Source organism: uncultured Desulfovibrio sp. (genome assembly GCF_944324935.1).
GTDB lineage: Bacteria > Desulfobacterota > Desulfovibrionia > Desulfovibrionales > Desulfovibrionaceae > Desulfovibrio.
On record NZ_CALUYG010000014.1, the window covers coordinates 37,914 to 58,492 of the forward strand.

At 64.1% G+C, this 20,579-nt stretch carries 13 protein-coding genes; 9 read left to right on the top strand and 4 right to left on the bottom strand.

Going from position 1 to position 20,579, the window contains the following annotated elements; all coding sequences use genetic code 11:
- Nucleotides 1-758: 758 nt before the first annotated feature.
- Entirely contained in the window at nt 759-2,207 is a 1,449-nt protein-coding gene (locus tag Q0J54_RS04905) for an N-6 DNA methylase (RefSeq protein WP_296304314.1), read from the bottom strand.
- Between the two features lie 10 nt (nt 2,208-2,217).
- Nucleotides 2,218-3,045 (bottom strand): hypothetical protein, encoded by an 828-nt coding sequence (locus tag Q0J54_RS04910; RefSeq protein ID WP_296304316.1) that lies wholly within the window; start codon nt 3,043-3,045, stop codon nt 2,218-2,220.
- A gap of 348 nt (nt 3,046-3,393) precedes the next feature.
- On the opposite strand from Q0J54_RS04910, the gene Q0J54_RS04915 reads away from it, so the two are divergent.
- A complete protein-coding gene (locus Q0J54_RS04915; RefSeq protein ID WP_296304318.1) occupies nt 3,394-5,001 on the top strand; it encodes a hypothetical protein in 1,608 nt (535 codons plus the stop codon).
- Nucleotides 5,002-5,051: 50 nt separating this feature from the next.
- Here Q0J54_RS04915 and Q0J54_RS04920 read toward each other — a convergent pair whose 3' ends face one another.
- The gene (locus Q0J54_RS04920) at nt 5,052-5,333 is read right to left on the bottom strand and encodes a helix-turn-helix transcriptional regulator (RefSeq protein WP_296304321.1); all 282 of its coding nucleotides are present in this window, start codon (nt 5,331-5,333) and stop codon (nt 5,052-5,054) included.
- Between the two features lie 177 nt (nt 5,334-5,510).
- On the opposite strand from Q0J54_RS04920, the gene Q0J54_RS04925 reads away from it, so the two are divergent.
- Nucleotides 5,511-7,169, top strand: a complete 1,659-nt coding sequence (locus Q0J54_RS04925) for a phosphoethanolamine transferase (RefSeq protein ID WP_296304323.1) — start codon at nt 5,511-5,513, stop codon at nt 7,167-7,169.
- A 316-nt stretch (nt 7,170-7,485) separates the two neighbouring features.
- On the opposite strand, the gene Q0J54_RS04930 is transcribed toward Q0J54_RS04925, so the two are convergent.
- Entirely contained in the window at nt 7,486-7,998 is a 513-nt protein-coding gene (locus Q0J54_RS04930) for an adenine phosphoribosyltransferase (RefSeq protein ID WP_296304325.1), read from the bottom strand.
- A gap of 329 nt (nt 7,999-8,327) precedes the next feature.
- Between Q0J54_RS04930 and tssH the strand changes: the two genes are divergently transcribed.
- The 7 genes from tssH to Q0J54_RS04965 form a co-directional block, all read left to right on the top strand.
- On the top strand, nt 8,328-11,018 hold the full coding sequence (gene tssH, locus Q0J54_RS04935) for a type VI secretion system ATPase TssH (RefSeq protein WP_296304327.1): 2,691 nt from the start codon (nt 8,328-8,330) through the stop codon (nt 11,016-11,018).
- Nucleotides 11,015-11,809 (top strand): hypothetical protein, encoded by a 795-nt coding sequence (locus tag Q0J54_RS04940; RefSeq protein ID WP_296304329.1) that lies wholly within the window; start codon nt 11,015-11,017, stop codon nt 11,807-11,809. Before tssH ends, Q0J54_RS04940 begins: the two co-directional genes overlap by 4 nt.
- A gap of 145 nt (nt 11,810-11,954) precedes the next feature.
- The gene (locus Q0J54_RS04945; RefSeq protein ID WP_296304331.1) at nt 11,955-15,482 is read left to right on the top strand and encodes a type VI secretion system Vgr family protein; all 3,528 of its coding nucleotides are present in this window, start codon (nt 11,955-11,957) and stop codon (nt 15,480-15,482) included.
- Nucleotides 15,472-16,062 carry a hypothetical protein gene (locus Q0J54_RS04950; RefSeq protein ID WP_296304332.1) on the top strand — a complete coding sequence of 197 codons (591 nt, stop codon included), beginning with the start codon at nt 15,472-15,474 and terminating at the stop codon, nt 16,060-16,062. Before Q0J54_RS04945 ends, Q0J54_RS04950 begins: the two co-directional genes overlap by 11 nt.
- A gap of 6 nt (nt 16,063-16,068) precedes the next feature.
- Nucleotides 16,069-17,784, top strand: coding sequence for a type VI secretion system baseplate subunit TssF (tssF, locus tag Q0J54_RS04955; RefSeq protein ID WP_296304333.1), 1,716 nt, complete (start codon nt 16,069-16,071; stop codon nt 17,782-17,784).
- Nucleotides 17,748-18,758, top strand: coding sequence for a type VI secretion system baseplate subunit TssG (tssG, locus tag Q0J54_RS04960; RefSeq protein WP_296304335.1), 1,011 nt, complete (start codon nt 17,748-17,750; stop codon nt 18,756-18,758). Before tssF ends, tssG begins: the two co-directional genes overlap by 37 nt.
- The coding region (locus Q0J54_RS04965; RefSeq protein ID WP_296304336.1) for a DUF2169 domain-containing protein at nt 18,749-20,579 on the top strand (1,831 nt) is incomplete at its 3' end. The genes tssG and Q0J54_RS04965, both read left to right, overlap by 10 nt.

Sequence of the window (20,579 nt, forward strand, 5' to 3'; positions counted from 1 at the left end):
ACGGAAAAGGGGAGTTCCGCCATTGATGGCAGATTGTCAAACGAAAGTTGGCACAAAGAATACCCCGTCTTCCCTTATTTTTCCACAGTTGTCCTGTAACCGGACTTTTTGCGCGGGCGGTGGGTTATGAAGGCCACCGCCCGCGCCATCTCTTGCTCCCAAGGTCCTGACGTTTCGGATGCGGGGGAAATATTGCCGGAGCAGTCCGTTTGTCTGCTCATTGAGCCACCGCTCACCGGACAGCCGCCGTGGCAGATAGCGCGTGTGGCGCAAAAATGCCTGTCTGTCTGTTTGTCGCGTTGCTGTCGATCCCCATAAGGCCCCTTCGTCACCTACCGGGCGGCCTGCGGCCGCCCTCGGGTCGCTGCCGGAGCGGGATCGCCCAACCTTTCCGCAGCGGAGCGGGAAAAGGCGTTCTCGTCATCTTTTCCCCAGGTTCCCCATCTCGCCCCCAACGCGCGTTTGCCGGGGGAACGTCAGGGACACGAGCCCCCCAAGGCAAGCGGAGCGTGTACAGTTTACATGTCTTATCTGGTAAAATCATTTGCAAAATTTGTGTTGACAGACCCTAATTGGGGATATGATCGCCGTTTCGGCTGCGTTCCCCTGAAATGGCCGCCGGGCTGGAGCCAAAACTGGCGGCAATGTTTCTGAGATCTTTTTCCCCACAGGGCCGCTCCGGGTGCTCTGGTCCACGAGGTAAGCGGAGGTAAGCGTCGTCTATTGCCGTCCCTTCCCCCCTGCCGCCTTCCACGCGCTCATGCCAGGTGGCGCATGGCCGCCAGCTTGTCCAGCAGCGCATCCACCCTGCTTTCCACCGCATGCAGGTCGTTCTCTATGGCGGCGCGCCGACCGGCGAGCCGGCGGATGCCTTCACTGGAGCTTGGCGCGGCCTGCACCAAATAGCGGGCGGGCAGCCAGACGTTATGGCGCAGCACTTCCGCGCGCGGCACACGGCGGCTGATGCCGGGCACTTCTTCCCGCCGTTCCCTGTACGCCGCTATCTTTTCCAGCTCCCCGGCATCCAGCTGAACCTGCATCCCGCTCCGGCGGCCCCAGCCTGACAGGTCAAGCATGAAGATGTCCTCCTCCGCCTGTCGGACGCCCCCGGCTTTGCGCCGGCGGTCAAAGAGCAGCAGGGCGCGGGCGGTGGTATCGCCCAGCATGATGTTGCCCGGCAGCAGGATGACGGCATCCAGCAGGTTCCTGCTGACCAGATCGCTCCGGCGAGCGGCGTCCTCATCTTCCCGGAACAACAGGCGCATGTGCGCCAGCAGCACGGCGCGTCCGTTGTCCAGATCGAGCTCGTTGAGATGGCGGTAGACGATGTGCATGGCGTCGTCCCTCGCGGCTGTCCCGGCGCTGATGGCGACATCCTGTCCCGGATCGGGCGAGCCGCAAAGCACCCTGTCGGCAAGGGAAAAAGAGGCTGCATAGTCCGGCATGCCGCGCTCGGGCGGAAGGTCGGCCAGCGGATCGCTTGTGAGGGCGACCACCCCGCTCAGATACGGCAGCAGGATGCCGAGCGGTGAATCCCCGCCCTGCCCGGAACAGCGCAGACGCTCGGCCACCGGCAGCGTGAGGGCTGTCTCCGCCAGCAGGTTACCGTAGCCCATTGAGGGATCACACACCGTTTCTCCGGGCGCGACAGCGGCAAGGCGTATCATCAGGCGGGCGAGCCAGCGCGGCACGATGGGCTGTGGCAGGGATTTGCCGCGCGAAACGGCATGATCGGCCAGTTTGTCCAGCAGCAGATGCGTGGCCAGATCCCGGTCCAGCAGGGGCATGTCCGCAAAGGCGGCGAGCCGGGCGCGCAGGGCTGCCGGGTCGGGGAGGTGGGCCGGGCAGAAAAGGCAGTCCCGCCGGCGGCCCAGCGCCGTGCGGATCAGGACGGCCAGCAGGGGCCATTCGGCCTCCTCCCACGGTTCGTGCGGTTCGGCATCGGCGTTGCGCGCGGGAGCGGAAGCCTGCCGCGTGTCGATCTGCCGGATGAGCTTGTGGAAAAAACCGGGCGGGCAGAGCTGCGAGAGCGCAAAAAAGCCTAGCGTGGCCTCCACTTCCCTCAGGTAGGCATAGGCCTCCCCGAACCGGCGTGTGCAGGGATGCGCGTCGAACCAGTCATGCGCCGTGGCGCAGCATGCGCTGACGCTCCGCTGCCACTGGCGGTATTCCTCACTGCCGGGGAGAGTGACGAAAGGGGTGTCCATACGCGGCTCCTTACGGGCAGATGCCGGTATCGTCGGCAAGATCGGCCATGAGCGTTTCCAGCTCAGCCGCGGCCGTGCGGGCATCCGGCCTGAACGGCGGTTCCGGCGCGACGTCGCTGCACGAAACGTCTCCTTCTTCCTCCTGCTCGCACAGGGACGGCATGTCCGGCGCATCCTGCGACCGTTCATAAAAGGCCGTATCGATGTGCCGGGCATGGTGGAGCAGCGCATCTTCCACCATCGTCCGCCGGTCCTCGATGAGCTGCCGGCGGTAGCGGAGCTCCTGATGCAGCAGGGCCGCCGTCTCCATGATCAGCGCCTGAGCTTCACGCGGCGGCAGGGGTATGGGCAGGTCGCTCAGGTCGCCCTTGCGAAGCACCTCGGCATTGTCGCCGGTGCTGCGCGAGCGCAACTGGCTTTGCGTCCGGGGATGGTTGAGCAGCCAGTGCAGGTAGGCCGCCGAAGCGGCTGGCGACGTGGGAGGAAGGTCGAGCTTTTTGCGGATGGATGCCTCCAGCACCTGCCGCGGCCGTATGATGATGATGGGAGCGGCCGCCACAAGGCGCTTCACCCCCGACGGCAGTTTGGGAGGCGCATCCAGCAGCGTGGCGTCGTTGACCATGCTCCGGGAACGAAAAAGGATGTCATGCCGGCGAAGATGAAAATGCGGCTTGACGTCCGTCAGATGCACGCGGGTCAGCTTGTCCGTGTGCAGCGTCTCGCCGCTGAGGTCGGAAAGTTGCACGATCGCCGTTTCCCCTTGCGGGTCCGGAACGACGCGGGTGCGAAAGGGATAGCCGACACGGAGCTCGGCCAGAGCCTGGAGAGGGACTTCCATTGAGCAGCCTCACAAAATAATAATGGCAATTATAGAAAAATTTTCTCCCGGGCACAAGCGCTTTCCTTTTCACCACCTTTTCCCTTCACTGCCAGCCGCCGCACAGGCCGTGGACAGGTATGCCTCTTCGAGACTATCGTATAACATATTAAATTTACTTGCTATATTTTTTATAAAAAATAGTATTAATAAAACTATTAAAAATATTCATTATGTAGAAATAAAATTACTTTACACAGTCTCGCTGTTTGGCTAGGTTTGCTTCGTGAACAGCAGCGACGCGTCACGGTCGCTGGCCCGTCATGGGCGACATTTATTTTTATAAATAATATTACAACAGGAGGACATATGGCATCCATCTCCACGAACACCTCCGGCGAACGTCGCATCGGCTTCCTGACCACGCCGCACCCCGTCCCTGCCGCCACGCCGCAGCGAGCCCACGACCCTGCCGCCCTGCTCCAGTTCGACGACGGCGAGGTCGTCAATTTCGAGGACGCCCGCCATAATTGCCTCGTGCTGGGCACGACCGGCAGCGGCAAGACCGCCTCCATCATCCTGCCCGCGGCGGAACGGCTCATCGCGGCGGGCTTCGGGGGCTTCGTCGTGGACATCAAGGGCAATTTCACCGATCAGATCCGTGCCATTGCCCGCGCTCACGGTCGGAAACGGGACATCCTCGAACTGGGGACCAGCCCGCAGGCCCGCAAGGTCAACCTTCTTGCCGGCGCGTCCGCCCAGCGCATGCACGACATCCTCCAGCAATTCATGTCATGCAGCGCCGCGCCGGATGATCACAACAGAGCTTTCCACCTGCGCGGCCTGCGCTGTGTCGTCGATGCCCTGCTCATGCTGCACATGATGGCCGAACGGGGAAAGCTGCCCATGCATCTGTGCGTTTTGGAGCGTCTGATGAATGATGAGGAATACGCGCGTGACTGCTTGAAGCGTTTTTGCCGGAGCATCCAGGACGAGGACGACCCCGAGGCACATGATCTGGTGAAGCGCATCAAGGGTGATCAGTTCCACTTCATCTCGGAAGGAGTGCCCAAGGATATGCACACCACATGGCAGGAGCAGGTCGGGTATCGGCTTGGCGTCATCCGAACGACCCTGCAACTGCTGCATCAGTCGCGCAATCTCATGGATCAATTCTTTGCGCCCGGCAAGCCGGCGCCAAACATGGCCCGGGCCATTCACCGACAGCGCAAGATCGTCGTCCTGCGCCTTGCGGCGGACTGCGGGGAACTGGGCGCCGTGCTGGCCCGCACGCTGCTACGGGACTATTACGCCTCCGTTTACGCGCATGGCCTCCAGCTCCCCGAGGGCCAGTACACCTTCTGCATCACTGATGAAGCGCAGGACTTCATTTCAGTGAACAGGCTGGATCAGTACAACGACAACTCCTTTCTGGCCCGCAACCGCGAGTTCCGCAATATCAGCATCATGGGCACACAGTCCGTGGCGGCGCTGGTGGCCCGCACCCACGATGCCGAAGCCGTGGAGGCCATGCTGAACAATTTCAATGTGCGCGTGTTCTTTTATTCGGATGATCCGCTGACCCAGCGGCTGGCGGATATGCACGACCAGACGCCGCTGACCGCCTACAGAAGGGGCGAGGGGCTGCTCGTCAGGATTGATGCCGCAGCCGGGCGGCGTGTCGTGGGGCGGGTCAGCGTGCAAGCCATGCACGATGCCTTGCAGGGGATCCTGACGGCCCACAGAGGCCGCTGTGTCAGCGCGGCCCTGCCCTGCCGCGCCCCTTCCCGGCGGCAGATGCTGCACAAGGCGCAACGGGAACGCGCGCTGGAAGAAGCCTACCTGCACATGACGCCGCAGCCGAGGCAGCGCCTGGTCTTTCCCCGCCAGGGGCCGTTCCCCGCGCAGGCGGAAGCGGAAAGCAGGTTTGCGGCGCACCTGGTGGAGCAACTGCCCTTCGGCCCCAATAACGAGTAGGGAGGATCGCGCGGCGCGTCCGCCATGCGGGGGGCGCGTCGCTGACGGGATCAGCGGGGGCGGGGGGAGCGCGTCTGTTCCGGCTCCTCCAGCCCCTGTTCCCGCAGCCGGGCGGCATAGAGGGCAAACAGCTCCCCGGGAGCGATGGCAAGCGCATCCGCCAGCCGGATCAATGTCCGCGCGCGCGGCTCGAAGACGCCGTGTTCCAGATAACTCAGGTAGCGCTCGCTGATGCCGGAGGTGCGGGCAAGGGCATACTGGCTTATGCCGCGTTCCTTACGCAGGGACACCAGCATGTCGCCAAAAGGGCATGGCGGGGAATTCTTGCTCATCTTACGATGCTAGCCCAGTTCGGCCAAAAAAATTACCCGCTAAATTCAGCGGTTATGTTACACGTCAACACCCTGAAATGCTTGACTTGACACGCCCCCTCTCCTTCCTGTACCTGCTGAATTCAGCGGGTATATATGATCCCGTATCCACCCCCACAAGCTCCCGGGAGAGTACACATGAGATTCCCCTCCATAAGGCAGGTCCTGCACCAAACAGGCATGGGCAAAATACTGTCCGTCACGCTATTCTGTCTGTATTTTACGTTCTGCATCACGTTGATCTCGGCCTTTTCGTATCCCAATTACGCCATAAAATATCTTTTGACAGCGATCTGCCCTGCAAGTTTGTTCATCCTCGTCCTTTCCATCGCTCGGGGCAGGCTGTTCACGACGCTTGTCGTGATCCAAGCGGCATATCTTTCGTTTATCAATATTTTTTTGATCTATCATACCGCCCTGAATGGTGTTCCTGTCGCGAATGAAGGCTTCTTCGTTATTTTTGAAGCCTTCTCGCAAGAGAATATTCATGAAAATTGGGGATGGATAAAATCAAACTTTTCCATTATGGGGATAGCGCTTATCATCCTCTCCATTTCAGTATTTATTATTGTCACAAAAAAAAGCTTGCGATACAGCAGACAGAGGGTGAATATCCCCTTTGTAGTCTGCATCACTGCGCTCCTGCTTGCTGTCGGCCTCTATAAATATAAGGATATTGCGGAATTGCTGAGCAAATATCAGCAATCGGCGATCCCTATACACTATGTCAGATACCAAAATGTCATTGCGTCGATGAAAGACATCAAAAAGTATACGGACAGCATAGCATTCACCGCCGCCTGCCGTGATATGGACAAAAATCCGTTATACATAATCGTTATCGGTGAGTCCGCCACGCGTCACCACTGGGGACTCTATGGATATGAACGGGATACGACGCCGCTGATCAGCAAAAAAAATAATGTATTCGTCTTCAAGGATGCCGTCGCAACATCTTCCGCCACACTCATGTCATTGACCAGCAGCCTTGCCGTGGACACTGCCGATGGCAAAAAAATTTCCCTTGCGGATTTTTTTGTGGCAGCGGGATTCCGCACGGAGCTTTACTCCAACCAGCCCGCAGGCGGACGCCATGATACTGCTCTTGGCTATCTGTTCAACAATATCGAATGGAAATACCACGCATCAAAATTTGGACAGTATGCCCAATATGATCAAATCATTGTTGCAAAAGCGATCGACGCCATAAAAAAGAATGATGTGCCGACGGCGATATTCATCCATTTGCTTGGATCGCATGTCGACTTTTGCGACAGATACCCAAAAGAGTTCGCCCGATTCACATCAGACGATGTCATCCGCGACAAGCCGTATATCCCACAAGGAAAAAGAATATCTGCCGCACAGCGCATCAACTGCTACGATAATTCGATATATTATACCGATCATCTTCTTGATAGGATCATAGATGCCGCGAAGGATAGCGGACGATACGGCTTTGTGCTGTATTTTTCCGATCATGGGGAAGAAAATTTTGAGTTCAGGGACCATTTTGGGCGCGGTGGACTCAATTCGACGATAGTTTACGATATTCCCATGATCATATGGACATCAGAAGATTTTTTGCGTGAGCATGCTGAGATGCTGACTCCCGCCATATTGCGGCAGCCTGTCTGGATGAAGAACCTCCTCCCTTCGCTTGCCGATCTTGCCGGGATACGTTCCGAGCATATCGACATAAGCAAAAGCTTTTTCCGGCCGCATGCCGCCGGAGAAGTACGCCTGTGTGACGACAAGCCCTATGAGTCTCTGGCAGGCCATGCGCGCATGCCCTGAACGCTTTTCGCGTATCCCGTGTGCGGGCAAATGTGCGTGGTGTCCTGACGCACCATCCTTTCCCCTATGCGCCCGTGCCGGGAAGGAGGCGGAGCATGCGCCATGCGCCCTCCAGCAAGTATGCAGAGCGCATGCAGATATGCTCAACAAGCGAAAATCATGGGAAAAGCGGATAACAGGCCCTGGCGGTGCAGGGAGCGTGCGGCGCGCCGGCAATCCCGGAGTGCGGCGGGAGAGGACGCCGAAGGCGATGAGGCGGCGGGCGGCCTCATCCTGAGCGGGAGCGTTTGCGGCGATCGCCGCCGAAGGAGGGAGCCTACACGTGCAGGAGCACGGACAGGGGCACGCCATCCAGCACGCGACGGCCGTTGAGGGCGTCCAGCTCCATGAGCATGCAGCAGCCGGCAACGGTGGCGCCGCTCTGACGCACCAGCTCCAGCATGGCCCCGATGGTGCCTCCCGTGGCCAGCACATCATCCACGATCAGCACGCGATCCTCCTTGTGCAGGGCATCCTTGTGCAGACAGAGCGCGTTGGAGCCGTATTCAAGGTCGTAGCTGACGGAAAAAACGGCGCGCGGCAGCTTGCCGGGCTTGCGGACGGGAGCCAGGCCGATGCCGAGACGCAGGGCCAGGGGCGCCGCCAGCAGGAAACCCCGGGCCTCGGGAGCCATGATCATGGTGGGGCGCAGGGGGCGTGCCGCGTCGGCCATCCGTTCGATAACGCCGCCAAAGGCTTCGGGGGAAGCCAGCAGCGGCGTGATGTCGTAAAAGAGGATGCCGGGCTTGGGATAATCGGGAACCTGTCGGATGAAAGCGCTGATGTCCATGACGATCCTTGCGTGCGGGAAAGGGGTCGATAGCGGGCCGGCGACAAAGACGGCGCATCGTTTCCACCATAGCATGGCGCGGCCCGGCCGTAAAGCCGTCATCGCCGTTCGGCCCGGCGCTCCCCTTCCGTGATGCGGCCCCGCCGCATGGCGGCACGCCGGCTTTCCGTATCACTTTGAGACTTGACAGCCATCGGGAAGAGTTCCTACAGAGGAAGAAAGAGCGGACTCGCGGCTGGCGCAACGGGACGGCCCGGACAGACAGGCGCACGCCTGGATGCTGCCCGTGTGCGCTGCCTCACGGATCAGGTCGGCAGCAAGGAGTTTCCATGATCGGCGTTGATATGAAAGGGCTTATCGACAGGTGCGATACGCTGTGCACGCAGGCCTTGCATGCCGCGGCGGGCCTTACCGTCAACCGTGAGCAGTATGAGGTGACGGTCGAACACTTCCTGCTCTCCTGCCTTGAGGAGGAACGCAGCGACGCAGCCCTGATCCTGACGCGTTCCGGCATCGAAAAGGCCGTTCTCCAGCGGGAGTTGCAACGCAGCCTTTCCCTCCTGCGCAGCGGCAATACCGGGCGTCCCGTCTTCTCGCCGACGTTGCAGGACGTGCTGGAGGCCGGCTGGCTGGTATCCTCCGTCGATCTGGGCGCAACGGCCATCCGCTCCGGCGGCGTGCTGCTGGCCTTTCTCCGGCGGCCGGGTTTTTACGCTCAGGGCGATTATCCCGCCCTGCTCCGCGACCTTGACGGGGACGCCCTCCTGCGGGAGTTCGCCCGCCTGACCGCGGATTCCTGCGAAGCGGACGCCTGCCTGCCCGCGGGACATGCGGACGCTGCCGCCCGGAGCGAGGCCGCGCAGGGCGGCGAGAGCTTTCTTGCCCGCTTTTGCGAGGACTTCACCGCCAAGGCCCGCGCCGGGAAGCTGGACCCCGTCTTTGGCCGGGATCAGGAGATACGGCAGATGGTGGACATCCTTGCCCGGCGGCGCAAGAACAATCCCATCCTCGTGGGCGATCCCGGCGTGGGCAAGACGGCCGTCATGGAAGGACTTGCCCTGCGCATCAGTGAAGGCGACGTGCCGGAGACCCTGCGCGACACGACCCTGCTGGGGCTGGACATCGGTCTGCTGGAAGCGGGCGCGTCCGTCAAGGGAGAATTCGAACGCCGCCTCAAGGGCGTGCTGGACGAGATCCGAGCGTCGGAAAAGTCCATCATCCTGTTCATCGACGAAGCCCATCTGCTCGTCGGCGCGGGCAACGGGGCCGGCGGGGCGGACGCCGCCAACCTTATGAAACCCGCGCTGGCCCGTGGCGAGATCCGTACGTGTGCCGCCACCACCTGGAAGGAATACAAGAAATATTTTGAAAAGGATGCCGCGCTGGCCCGCCGCTTCCAGCTCGTCCGGCTGGATGAGCCCTCGGTGGAAACGACGGCCCTCATCCTGCGCGGCCTGCGCGCCGGCTACGAAGCCTCCCACAAGGTGCTGGTGCGCGACGAGGCCCTGCAGGCGGCCGCCGATTACGCGGGGCGCTACATCAGCGGCCGTTTCCTGCCGGACAAGGCCGTTGACCTGCTCGATACGGCCTGCGCCCGCGTCAAGGTCTCCCTCGTGGCCAGGCCGGGCCCGCTGGAAGATGCCCAGCGCCGGGCACAGGCCTGCCGCCGCCAGCTCGACGCCCTTGAGCGCGATGCCGCCGAGGGCGCCAGCGTGGATGCCGATCGCTGCGCCGCCCTGCGCGAGGCCATAGCGGCGGCCACGACGGAAGCCGCGGCGCTGGAGGCCCGCTGGCAGGAGGAGAAGGATCTGGCCCAGGCCGTTCTGGATGCCCGCGCCGCCCTGAGCGCCGCCCGCGCCGCCGAGGCGACGGGATCTTCGGACGACGGCCCGACGACGGACGGGGATGCCGCCTCCGCCGGCGAGGCCCTGCGGGCCGCCCGCGAGGCGCTGGCCGCCCGTCAGGCCGGCTCGCCGCTGGTCAGCGTGGAAGTGACGGCCGACGTGGTGGCGCAGGTGGTCTCCGACTGGACGGGCATCCCCGTGGGCAAGGTTGCACGGGATCAGGCCGCCCAGATCGCCGACCTCGACCGCACGCTCTCCGCCCGCATCCAGGGGCAGACGGCGGCGCTGCGGGCCGTGGTGGAAGGCATACAGGCAGGCAAGGCCGGTCTGCGCGCGCCGGAACAGCCGCTGGGGGTCTTCCTGCTGGTGGGGCCGTCCGGCGTGGGCAAGACGGAGACCGGTCTGGCCCTGGCCGATGCCCTTTTCGGGGACGAGCGCTCCGTCATCACGGTCAACATGAGCGAATTTCAGGAAAAGCATACGGTCTCCCGCCTTGTGGGCTCCCCGCCCGGCTATGTGGGCTACGGCGAAGGCGGCCTGCTGACCGAGGCCGTGCGCCGGCGGCCCTATTCCGTCGTGCTGCTGGACGAGGTGGAAAAGGCGCATCCCGATGTCATGCAGCTGTTCTATCAGGTCTTCGACAAGGGGACGCTGACCGACGGCGAAGGGACCGAAGTCAGCTTCCGCAATACGGTCATCATGCTGACCTCCAACCTCGGCTCGGAGATCACGCAGGCCCTCTGCGAGGACCCGGACGATCCCCCGGCGGCCGATGTCGTGTCCGCGGCCCTGCGACCGCTGCTTTCCCGACACTTTCAACCGGCGCTGCTGGCCCGCATGCGCGTGGTCCCCTATGTCAGTCTGGGGCCTGCGGCCCTCGAGTCCATCGCCGCCCTCAAGCTGGGGGCGCTGGCCCGCCGTCTGGCGGCCAACAACGGCATGCGCTGCGCCTGGAGCGACGAGGTCCCCCGCTGGCTGGCCTCCCGCTGCACGGAGACCGAGACAGGCGCCCGCAACATCGACTATGTGCTCGCCGGCACCGTCCTGCCCCGCCTGGCCCGCAGCATCCTGGCGCACATGGCCGAGGAGCGCCCGCCGCAGCATGTGCGGCTGGACATCCAGGAGAATGAACTCGTCATGCTGTTTGCGGACGCCGCACAGGAGGCTTCGGCATGAGCAAGCGTCCCGCCGTCCTGCTGACCCTGCTGGAAGAGAATCCCGCGCTGGCCAGCACGCTGGGTGAGGAGCTTTCCCGTCTCGGCGCCGACTGCCGGGCCCATTTCTGGACGCACGACCAGGATGTGCAGGCCCTGGCCCCCCTGCTGGCCGAGGTCTGCCAGCCCGATCACGGGGCTTGGCTCATCGCCGGTGAAGCCCGTACCTTTGCCCGGCCGGACATGCTGCGTGGCCTTGCGCTGGCCGCCCTGGCCGCCCGGGCCACGCGGCAGCAGACAGGAGGGACCGCCCTGCCGATACTGCTTGCGCCGTCCGGCGGCGATCTGCCCCCCCTGCCCACGCCCCTGCAAGACGCCGACATCGTGGTGCGGGGGATCGGCGCCAAGACCATCGCCCGCCTGTTCACGCCGGGCACGGTCGGCACGCCGCCCTACCGGCTTGCGCTCCATGCCCGGCCCGGCCTCGGCCTCTGGCTGGAATGCGGCCCCACTGACGACCCGTGGGAGGGGGTATTGCTCGGCGCGAGCGGCTGCGCGCCGGATGCGCACGGCGTCGGCCCGGCCGGCGTCATCCCGCAGCGCTGCACCCTGCATCACTCCTTGCGGGGGGTGCGGCTCACCGCGGGAGGAAGGGAATTTACCGCCTGGGGCACAGGCAATCACCTTTCTCCGGCGGAAAGTTATTTCGTCCGGCTGGACGGCCTGCCCGATGCCCTGGTGTTCGGTCCGCTGCCAGGCGAGGACGCGGCGGAACTCTTCGTGCTTTCGCTCCACCCGCAGCAGGAGGCATGAGCCGGCATCGCATGCCGTCCATGCCGCCCGCCGCTTGCGCCCCGCCGTCGTCCCGCGGGCCGGCTGACCCAATGTGCCGCCCTTGTTCCTGACCATCGCGTCCGGTCGGGGCGTTTCCTCTCGTGTCCGACCTCAAGGATCCCACATGGCCTCCCCTCTCACTGAGCGTTTTCGTTTTTTCTCTCCGGCACAGGACAAGGAACCTTTCCACGTCATCGGCTTTCGCGGCGAAGAGGGGCTGCACCGGCTCTTCGACTTCCAGATCGATCTTGTCTGCGCCGATGCCGCCGTGGATACCGGGGCGCTGCTGGCCTCTCCCTGCCGCTTTGAGGTGATGCGGGATGGCGACGCCGATCCCGCCGTCTTTTCCGGCTATCCCGCGGCGGTGGAGCAGCGGGGCTTTTTCAACGGCTATGCCTACTATGCCGTACGGCTGCGCCCGACCTTCTGGAAATTGAGTCAGATACGACAAAGCGCCATTTTTCTGGACAAAAAGCTGGAAGACGTGCTGCGCGAGCTGATGGCCTCGCAGCCCTTTTTCAGCTTCCCTCATGAATTCCGCCTGACGGCCCAGGACTATCCCGTGCCCGAATTCGCCATGCAGTATCAGGAAACGCTCTATGACTACATGTGCTGGCGCATGGAGGAGCAGGGGGCCTATTTTTATTTTGAGGAAAAGAACGGCACGGATACGGTCATTTTTGCCGATGCGCCGCAGTCCCATTCCACGGCTGATGCGCCGCGGCTTTCCTACTCGCCCGCGTCCGGGCTGGAAGGCGATCTGCGGGAGGAGGTCATCGTCTCCTTTGCGCTGACCCAGACGCCGCTGCCGCGCCGGGTGGTGCTGCGCAGTTACGACTGGCGCAATCCCAACAAGCCGGTGGTGGGCATGGCTGATGTGGACGCCAACGGCCTTGGCGACGTCTACCTGAGCAACGAATATGTGGAAAACGACAATGAGGCCAATCGTCTGGCCGCCATCCGCGCGCAGGAGCTCCGCTGCCGGGGCCGCCTCTTCCATGGCGCAAGCTCAGCGCCTGTCTTGCGGCCGGGCCGCATCTTCCGGCTGGAGCGTCATTACGGCGAGCCGTTCAATCGTGACTATCTGGTGACGACAATCACCCATGAAGGCCGGCAGGACGCCTTCCTGTCCCTGGGTCTGGGCATCCCCCTGCGCGAGCCTGGCGAACGCCTCTACTACCGCAATACCTTTACCTGCATGGAAGCGGACGTGCCCTACCGCCCGGCGCGCACGGCGCCGCGCACCCACATCCCCGGCGTGCTGCGGGCCTTTGTGGCCGGGGACAGCAGCGGGGCACGGGCGGAGATGGACGAATACGGCCGCTACAAGCTTACCTTCCCCTTCGACGTGTCCGGCCGGTCGGGCGGTAACGCAAGCTGCTGGATACGTCGCGCCCAGGCGCAGGTGGGCAAGGACAGCGGCCTCGGCCTGCCCCTGCTGCCGGGGACGGAAGTGCTCGTCTCCTTCGTGGACGGCAATCCCGATCTGCCGGTCATCGGCGGCGCGCTGGCCAACGGCGAGACGGGCAGCATCTCCGGCGCGGGCAACGCCAACTTCCAGGGCCTGCGCAGCCCCGGCGGCAACCAGATCACCATCAATGATACGGACAAGAAGCAGGGCATATCCCTCTCCACGCCGACGGGCAGCGGACTGACCATCGCCGCCGGCTCCACGGAAAGCGCCCTGCTCCACTCCGGGCAATTGGCCGAGGCGGCGGGGACAGGCTTTACGCAGCTGGCCAGCTTCGGCCTGTCCCAGTTCAGTGGCTTCAAGACCAGCAGCGGAGCATACCGCTTTGACCATAAAGCCTACTGGCCTGCCTTCATCGCGGCACTGAGCAGCACCGCCTCGTCCGTCATGGACACCCTGGCCGACGGCGCCTGCAAGAAGGACGAGAACAAACTGAAATGGGAGGCCAGCGGCGTCAAGACGCTTGCCACGGCGCTAAATGCGCTTGGCGACCTGCTCGTGGGGCTTGATACCCCTCCGCTGGCCTACGGCGGGGCCATGCTGGCGCAGGATGACCTTGCCAAGACCCTGTTGCAGGTCTCCCCCAGCAGCGGCGAGATGCTTTCCGCCGCGCTGCCCTATTTCAGCGCGCGGCTGGGCTCCCTGGCCAGCAATAGCGTAGAAGTCGCCAAGAAGAGCAAGGCCGCCGACGCGAGCGACGAAAAAAGAGATTCCTACATCGATGCCCTGAGAAGCGCCATGGCGGCGCTTTACGCAGCGGACCAAACTACCTATGCGACGTATGAACAGCCGGATACGTCCGAAGCCTGCAGCAAATACGAGACCGTGGACGGCCAGCTTGAGACGGCCATCGGGACCTGCGCTCCCCGGCCTGGCGACACGGAAGATGAAGCGGCAAAGAAAAGCGGCACAAAGGAAAATCTGGAAAACTGCCGCCAAACGCTTAAAAGTACCTACGCAAACTTCTGCACCGATGAAAATATCAAGGAAGAAGGCGAAAACTATTACGATAACCAAAAAAATACGGCGGGGCGCTCCTATCTCGTGGAAACGGCCGGAGGGCTCATCCCTGAGATCGTTTCGCTCATCCTGTTCTACAGGGGGTATCTCAAGAAAAAGCGCCTCGGCGGTATCCTGCTGCGCGCCAAGGACCGCAACATCACCATGACGGCACAGGATGCCATCGCCATGCATGCCCAGCGCGGCATGCTGCGCAACACGCGCGATCTGCCGCGCGCTGACGCCACATTGACGACAGAGGCCATGGGGGCACAAGAACAATACGCGGCTTCGGACAGATCTACCGAGGATATCGGTGTGATCTCCCCCTATGGGCAGGGAATGGACGGGGCGAACAGCTGGGGCGTGCAGGTCGCCACGAACGCCCATGCCACGGACTTCATGCGGGAAATAGACGCGCTGAGCTGGCACATCAAGACAGATGATACGCCGCAACGCGGCGACTACATCCGCAAACGGGCCACCTTCCTTGCCGACACCACGGAACTGGAGTTCAGGCGCAACCGCTGGTCCTACCAGCGCAGCGAGGAAAATGCCCGCATCACGGCCGACAGGCAGCTCACCTTTACCAGCGGGCCCGCCACCGTCACCTTGCGGAAAACGACAAACGCGAAAAAGATCGCCCTGCTGCTGGGAACGCGGGATCAACAGAGTCAGATCGTCCTGCGCAGCCAAACGCAGGCCAAGAACGCCGCCGTCACGCAGGCGGCCTTCGCCCCCTCCTGCCTTTCCGTGACCTGCAAGCCCGCCAACGGGCAAAAGCCGACGGCGCGTCTTGCCATGAAGGACAGCCTTGCGGCGCTCACCGTACCGGAGGCGTTTTTGCTCCTCTCGAATGGACAGGCCGCTCTTTCCGGAAAAAAATCCAGAGTCGTCTGTTCCGACGCGGGCATTTCCCTGGAACCCCAGACGGGCAAGGTTACGCTGGCGGATATAGAGGTCTCCGGCAACCAGATCGCCGGTACAAAGGACGGCATTTTGACGCTCGGCAACGGAGCCATCAAGATAACGGGCGTCAGCGCAACCATCACCGCGCGGGGCGAAGAGTCCGCCCGGGAGACGGCGCAGCTTGAGAGCCAGCAGGATACGGAGTTTTCGGAAAGCGACATGGCCAATGCCATGCAGGCATTGTTTGGGGAGGAGATGTCGCATGGAACATAAATCCCGCTTTTGCGGCATGATGTGCGTACTTTGGCTCTCCACCGCCCTGCCCGTCCAGGCGGCGGACGCACCACCGCCCGCGCCAGCCGTTTTCGGCATCCGGCTGGGCGATCAGGCGTCCGCCGTGCATGCCCGCATGCGCGAGGCCGGCTACCATTCGCGGGAGATGCTCCTGGACGGGGGCTGCGTCGTGGAGCGCTTCGAACACGTCTCGCCGGATGTGGCCATGCGCCGGACGGACATCCGGCTGTGCGGCCCTGAACGCCGCGTCGCCGCCTGGGAGATCGAAGGCCCCGCGGGGGAGGCCTTTTATACCGCGGCCAGAAAGCGCTTCGGCCTGGGGCCCATGCAGCGGCAGGGCGACCCCGTGGGGGCGGGCTTCGGCAACTACGCGCGTCAGTTCGCCGGGGGCGTGCGCCTGACCATGACCAACACGCGCGGCACGGCACGGCTGCGGCTGGAAGATCCCGCCGCCCTGCACAAAAGCGCCGTCGCGCAACAACAGGACGAGCAGCATCTCGACGAGACCGCCGCCGCACAGGAACGGGCGCGGCGCACGCAACAGGAAGCCTTTTTTTGAGACAGCATGGATACCTACTACCAGAAAGAACTCTCCGTCCTGCGTGAGGACGCCCAGGCCTTCGGACGGCGCTACCCCGCGCTTGCCCCCATGATGCAGCCCGGCTCGGACCCCGATGTGGAGCGCATCCTCGAGGGCGTGGCCTATCTCTGCGGGCGCATCCGGCAACGGCTGGACCAGACGGCCCCGGAACTGCTGCAAACCCTGTTGCGGCTGACCTTTCCCCATGCCGTCCTGCCGACCCCGTCCACGACGCTCATGGCCTTCGCCCCCCGTGCGGATGTGCGCGAGCTCCTGTCCCTGCGTCGCGGGACGGAACTCGCTTCCCGCCCCGTCAACGGCGTTCCCTGCCTCTATACGCTGGATGACGATGCGGCGTTGCTGCCCATGCAGGTCCTCAACATCGCCTTTGACCGGCATAATGACACCACCGGCATCCTGTCCCTGCATCTGCGCAGCGCCATCCCCCTTGCCGCGCTGGGGTCGACGCCCCTGCGCCTGCATCTGGCGGCCCCCTATGCCGAAGCCGTGCAGCAGTATTATGCGCTGCGGCAGGGGCTGGTCAGCATGGAGATTCTGGCCGGCAAGCGCTCCTGGCATCTCGACGCCAGCGCCCTGAAGCCGGCCGTCCTTCCCGCCCACGACCGGCGTCTTGCGGCCGGACGGGGACTGGCCCGGGCCTACATGACGCTGCACCGCTACTTCCTCCAGCCACAGCAGCTGCTTTTCTTCCAGCTCCACGGTCTGGATCGCCTGCCGCTGCCCGACGAAGCCGGAGGATACGAACTGCGCTTCCATCTGCGGGGGGAGGCCGTCCGCGGCGTGACGTTCCGGGACGACGCCTTCCTGCTCAACGTCTTTCCCGCCAGCAACATTTGCCGTGTCGCCTCCGAGCCGGTCAACATCACCCATATGCAGGAGGAATACGTCCTGCGCCCACAGGACGGCGTGCGCCGCTCGCTGGACATCCTTTCCGTGGAACAGGCGACGGCCCTCTTTGCCGGCGGCCGCACGGAGGAGTTCACGACGTTCGAAAACAGCGATCCGCAGCAAGACGGCGGGGTCTATCAGCTGCGCTGCCGGCCATCCCCCGTCAGCGGACAGCCGGAACACCTGATCATGCCCCTGTACCGCTCCGACAAGGTCCTGAGCACGCAGCCGTACACGCTGGCCCTGCGTCTGCGCTGCTGCAATACGACCCAGCCGGCCCAGCTGCAAGTGGGAGACATCTGCGAAAGCACGGACAGCTCCCCGGCGCTGGCGACCTTCCGCAACATACTCGCCCCCACGCCTACCCTGCCCCGGCCCGCCGACGAATCGCTGCTCTGGCGTTTTGTCGGGCATATCAATGCCAACCTGCTCTCGCTGGCCTCGCCCCGGGCGCTGCGCGATCTGCTCGCGCTCTATCTGCCGCCGCCGGAGAGCGCTCAGGAACTTTTTCTGGCCAACCGCCGCCGCTGCGATGCCATCAGCGAATTCTCCTCCGTGCCGACCGAACGCCTTTTTCGTGGCCGGCTCTTCCGGGGCTATGAGCTGCGCCTTGCCCTGCGGCGGGAAGGATTCACCTCGGCAGGGGACGCCTACCTGTTCTGCGGGGCGCTGGACGACCTGCTCGCCGAATTTTCCCTGCTCAACAACTATACCCAGCTGCATGCCAGGCTGGCGAACGAATACGGATCATGGTCATGGACGCCGCATCTGGGCACACGCCCGCTGATCTGATCGCCCTGCTGCGCGAGCATGCGCCGGAGATCACGCTCGGGCAGGCGCTGCGCCTGCTGGAACGCGCCCATGCCGACGCCCCGCATCTGCCGCCGTTCGCCCGGGATGTGCAGATCCGGCCGCATCTTTCCCTGGCCTTTCCCGCGGCGGACATCGTGGACGTGCAGACGCCGGAAGGCGATCAGCCCGTCCCCCCGCCGGCATGGCGGCTGACGACCACCCTGCTGGGGCTGTACGGCACCATGGGGCCGCTGCCGACCTTCTATACCGAAGAGCTCCTGGAGGAAGCCCGCAATGATGAAAGCGTAAGCCGGGATTTCCTCGATATCCTCAACAACCGCCTCTACCATCTGCTGTATGCGGCGGAGCGCCAGAACCGCCTGCCGCGACGTCTGGCGGAAAACCGGGATCTTCCGGCGGCGCATCTGCTCCACTGCCTCATGAGCCGCCCGGAACACGGCCCGGACATGCCGCCCGTGGCCATGACGGAGCTGCTCGTCTGCCGTCACCGTTCGGCCTTGCGTCTGCAACGCTCGCTTGTCGCCCTGCTGCGGCGTGCTGACGTCCGCGTGGAGGAATGCGTGGAACGGCGCGTCGCCATCGCCCCGGAACAGCGGTGCCGTCCGGGTATGGTCAATGCCGCGCTGGGGAAAACGGCCGTGCTCGGCAGCGAAGTACGCGACAGCACGGGCCTGTTCCGCATCCACTTCATGGCCGTCCGTGCGGAGGATATCAACGACTTCTTGCCCGGCGGCCGCTCATGCCGGCGCATCCTGGAACATGTGCGGGGCTATGTGCGGCATTCGCTGGACTGCGAACTCGTGCTGCATCCTTCCCCCGGACCGGCCGAACGGGTCGCGCTGGGGCGCAACAGCCGCCTTGGCTTCTTTCTTGGCGAGACGCGCCGACGCGCGACGGTCACGGTACGGCAGGCTCGCGCAACAGATCGAAAGGACCTTGCCTCATGGACATAGAAAAGCCGGATACGCTGTATTGCGCCGCACAGCCGCTGGACTGGCGAGGCGCGCCGCATCACGCCTTAAGCGCCCTGCTGGGCATCGATCTGCGTACAGGGGAAGCCCTGGCCGCCGAGGCCGCGCTGGCCGCCGCCATGTCCGCCCTGCCGCCGGGCTGCCGGCTTGATGCGGGCATCCCCAAGCAGGACGCGGAATGGCTGCTGGCCGGGGCGGTGACGCCGCGAACCCGCGACGGCAGCGTGGTGGAGATCCGGGTGGGCAGGAGCCGGCGTCGCTTTTTGGTCATGCCGTCGCCGGAGGGAGGCCCCGTGCCCCTGAGCTGGGAAATGACGGCCTTTGACCCGGCAGGCAATCCCCTGGGCGACAAGCGTGCGCCGCTCGTCCTCGATCCCGCTCTGGCGCACGGCGCGCCCGCCTGCCCGCTGCCGCTGGGCCCGTGGCCCTGCCGCATGAAAAACATGGGCACATACGATGGCCGCTGGCTGCAAACACGCTGGCCCGGACTGCCCGATGACGCGGACTGGCATTTTTTCAACGAGGCCCAGCCTCAGCAGCGTCTGCCCGACGGCCTGCGCGGGGATGAGGAGATCTTTCTCTCCGCCTTCGGACCGGAGATCCCCGAACACAACATCCGTCTGCCCGGCGCGCGTCTGCGGCTGGATGTGCTGCGCGCGGGCGAAAGCGACTGGAAAGCCCATGCCGTCGCCGCGGACACGCTCTGGCTTTTCCCCGGGGAGCACACGGCGCTCCTCTGCTGGCATGCCCTTGTCCCCTGCGCGGACGAAAAGCCGTCCGACATTGCCGCCGTACGCTTCCGGCTGCACCCCGAAACCCTGACAAGCCCGCCGCCCGCGCCGGCCGGGGACTTGCCCAAGGCCACGCCGCCGGCTCCCGCTCCCTCCCCGGTCGTCCCCCGGCCGGAAGCGGCTGCGGCAACAGCCGCGGCCGCCACTGCCGCCGGCATGACCGCCTCCACGGCGTCCGCCACGGCCGCCGCGGACGAAGCGGCGGCATCTCCCCTCCCCACGGCGGCGGAGATGACGGCGAACCTTCAGGCCAATCTGGCGGAAAGTCTGCCGGAGATAGATGCGGCGCTGGCTCAGGCCGGTCTGCCCCCGCTTTCGCCGGCCCAGACGGAAGAAGTCAAACAGCGTCTCGCGGCATTGTGCGCGGCGGTCGAGGAGGTGCAAAACACGCCTCCGCCGCCGCTGGAAGAGCAATTGCGGCAGGCCGGCCTTTCCGAAGAGCGCATCGCCGCCGTCAATGGCGCGCTGGATCTGGAGTTGCCTGATCCCACGCTCCATGCCGATGCCGCATCATGGCAGGCCGCCAGCGACGCTTTTCTTGCACGGTTTTCCTCGCTGATGCAGCCGTCGGACAGTCTTACCGACTCCATGTCGCAGATGCTGCGGCTCATGGGGCCGGGAGGCGATCAGGAACTCCGCGCCCTGAGCAACGATCTGGCGGCCCCCCCTTCCATCCTGCTGCAACAGGCGGGCATGAGCCCGACCCATGCCGAGAATCTGCTGACCATGCTGGATGACGTGCCGGACGATCCCGATGCGCTGGGAGACTTTGCACACCGGCTGGAGGCGCAGGCCGGCTTTCCCGCCGGTTCCGTCGCCGACCGCCTGGAATCCTATCAGGCGGCCCTGAAACAACTGATGGGCGATGCCGCCCCGGCCGCCGCTGCCGGTCCGCCCGAGATGCCTGCTGCCGCAGCCGCCACGGGAACGGCCGCGCAGATGAACACGCAGATAAACACGCAGATGAGCGCGCAGACGGTCGCGGAAACCGCCGCGCCGGATGCGTCAGTTA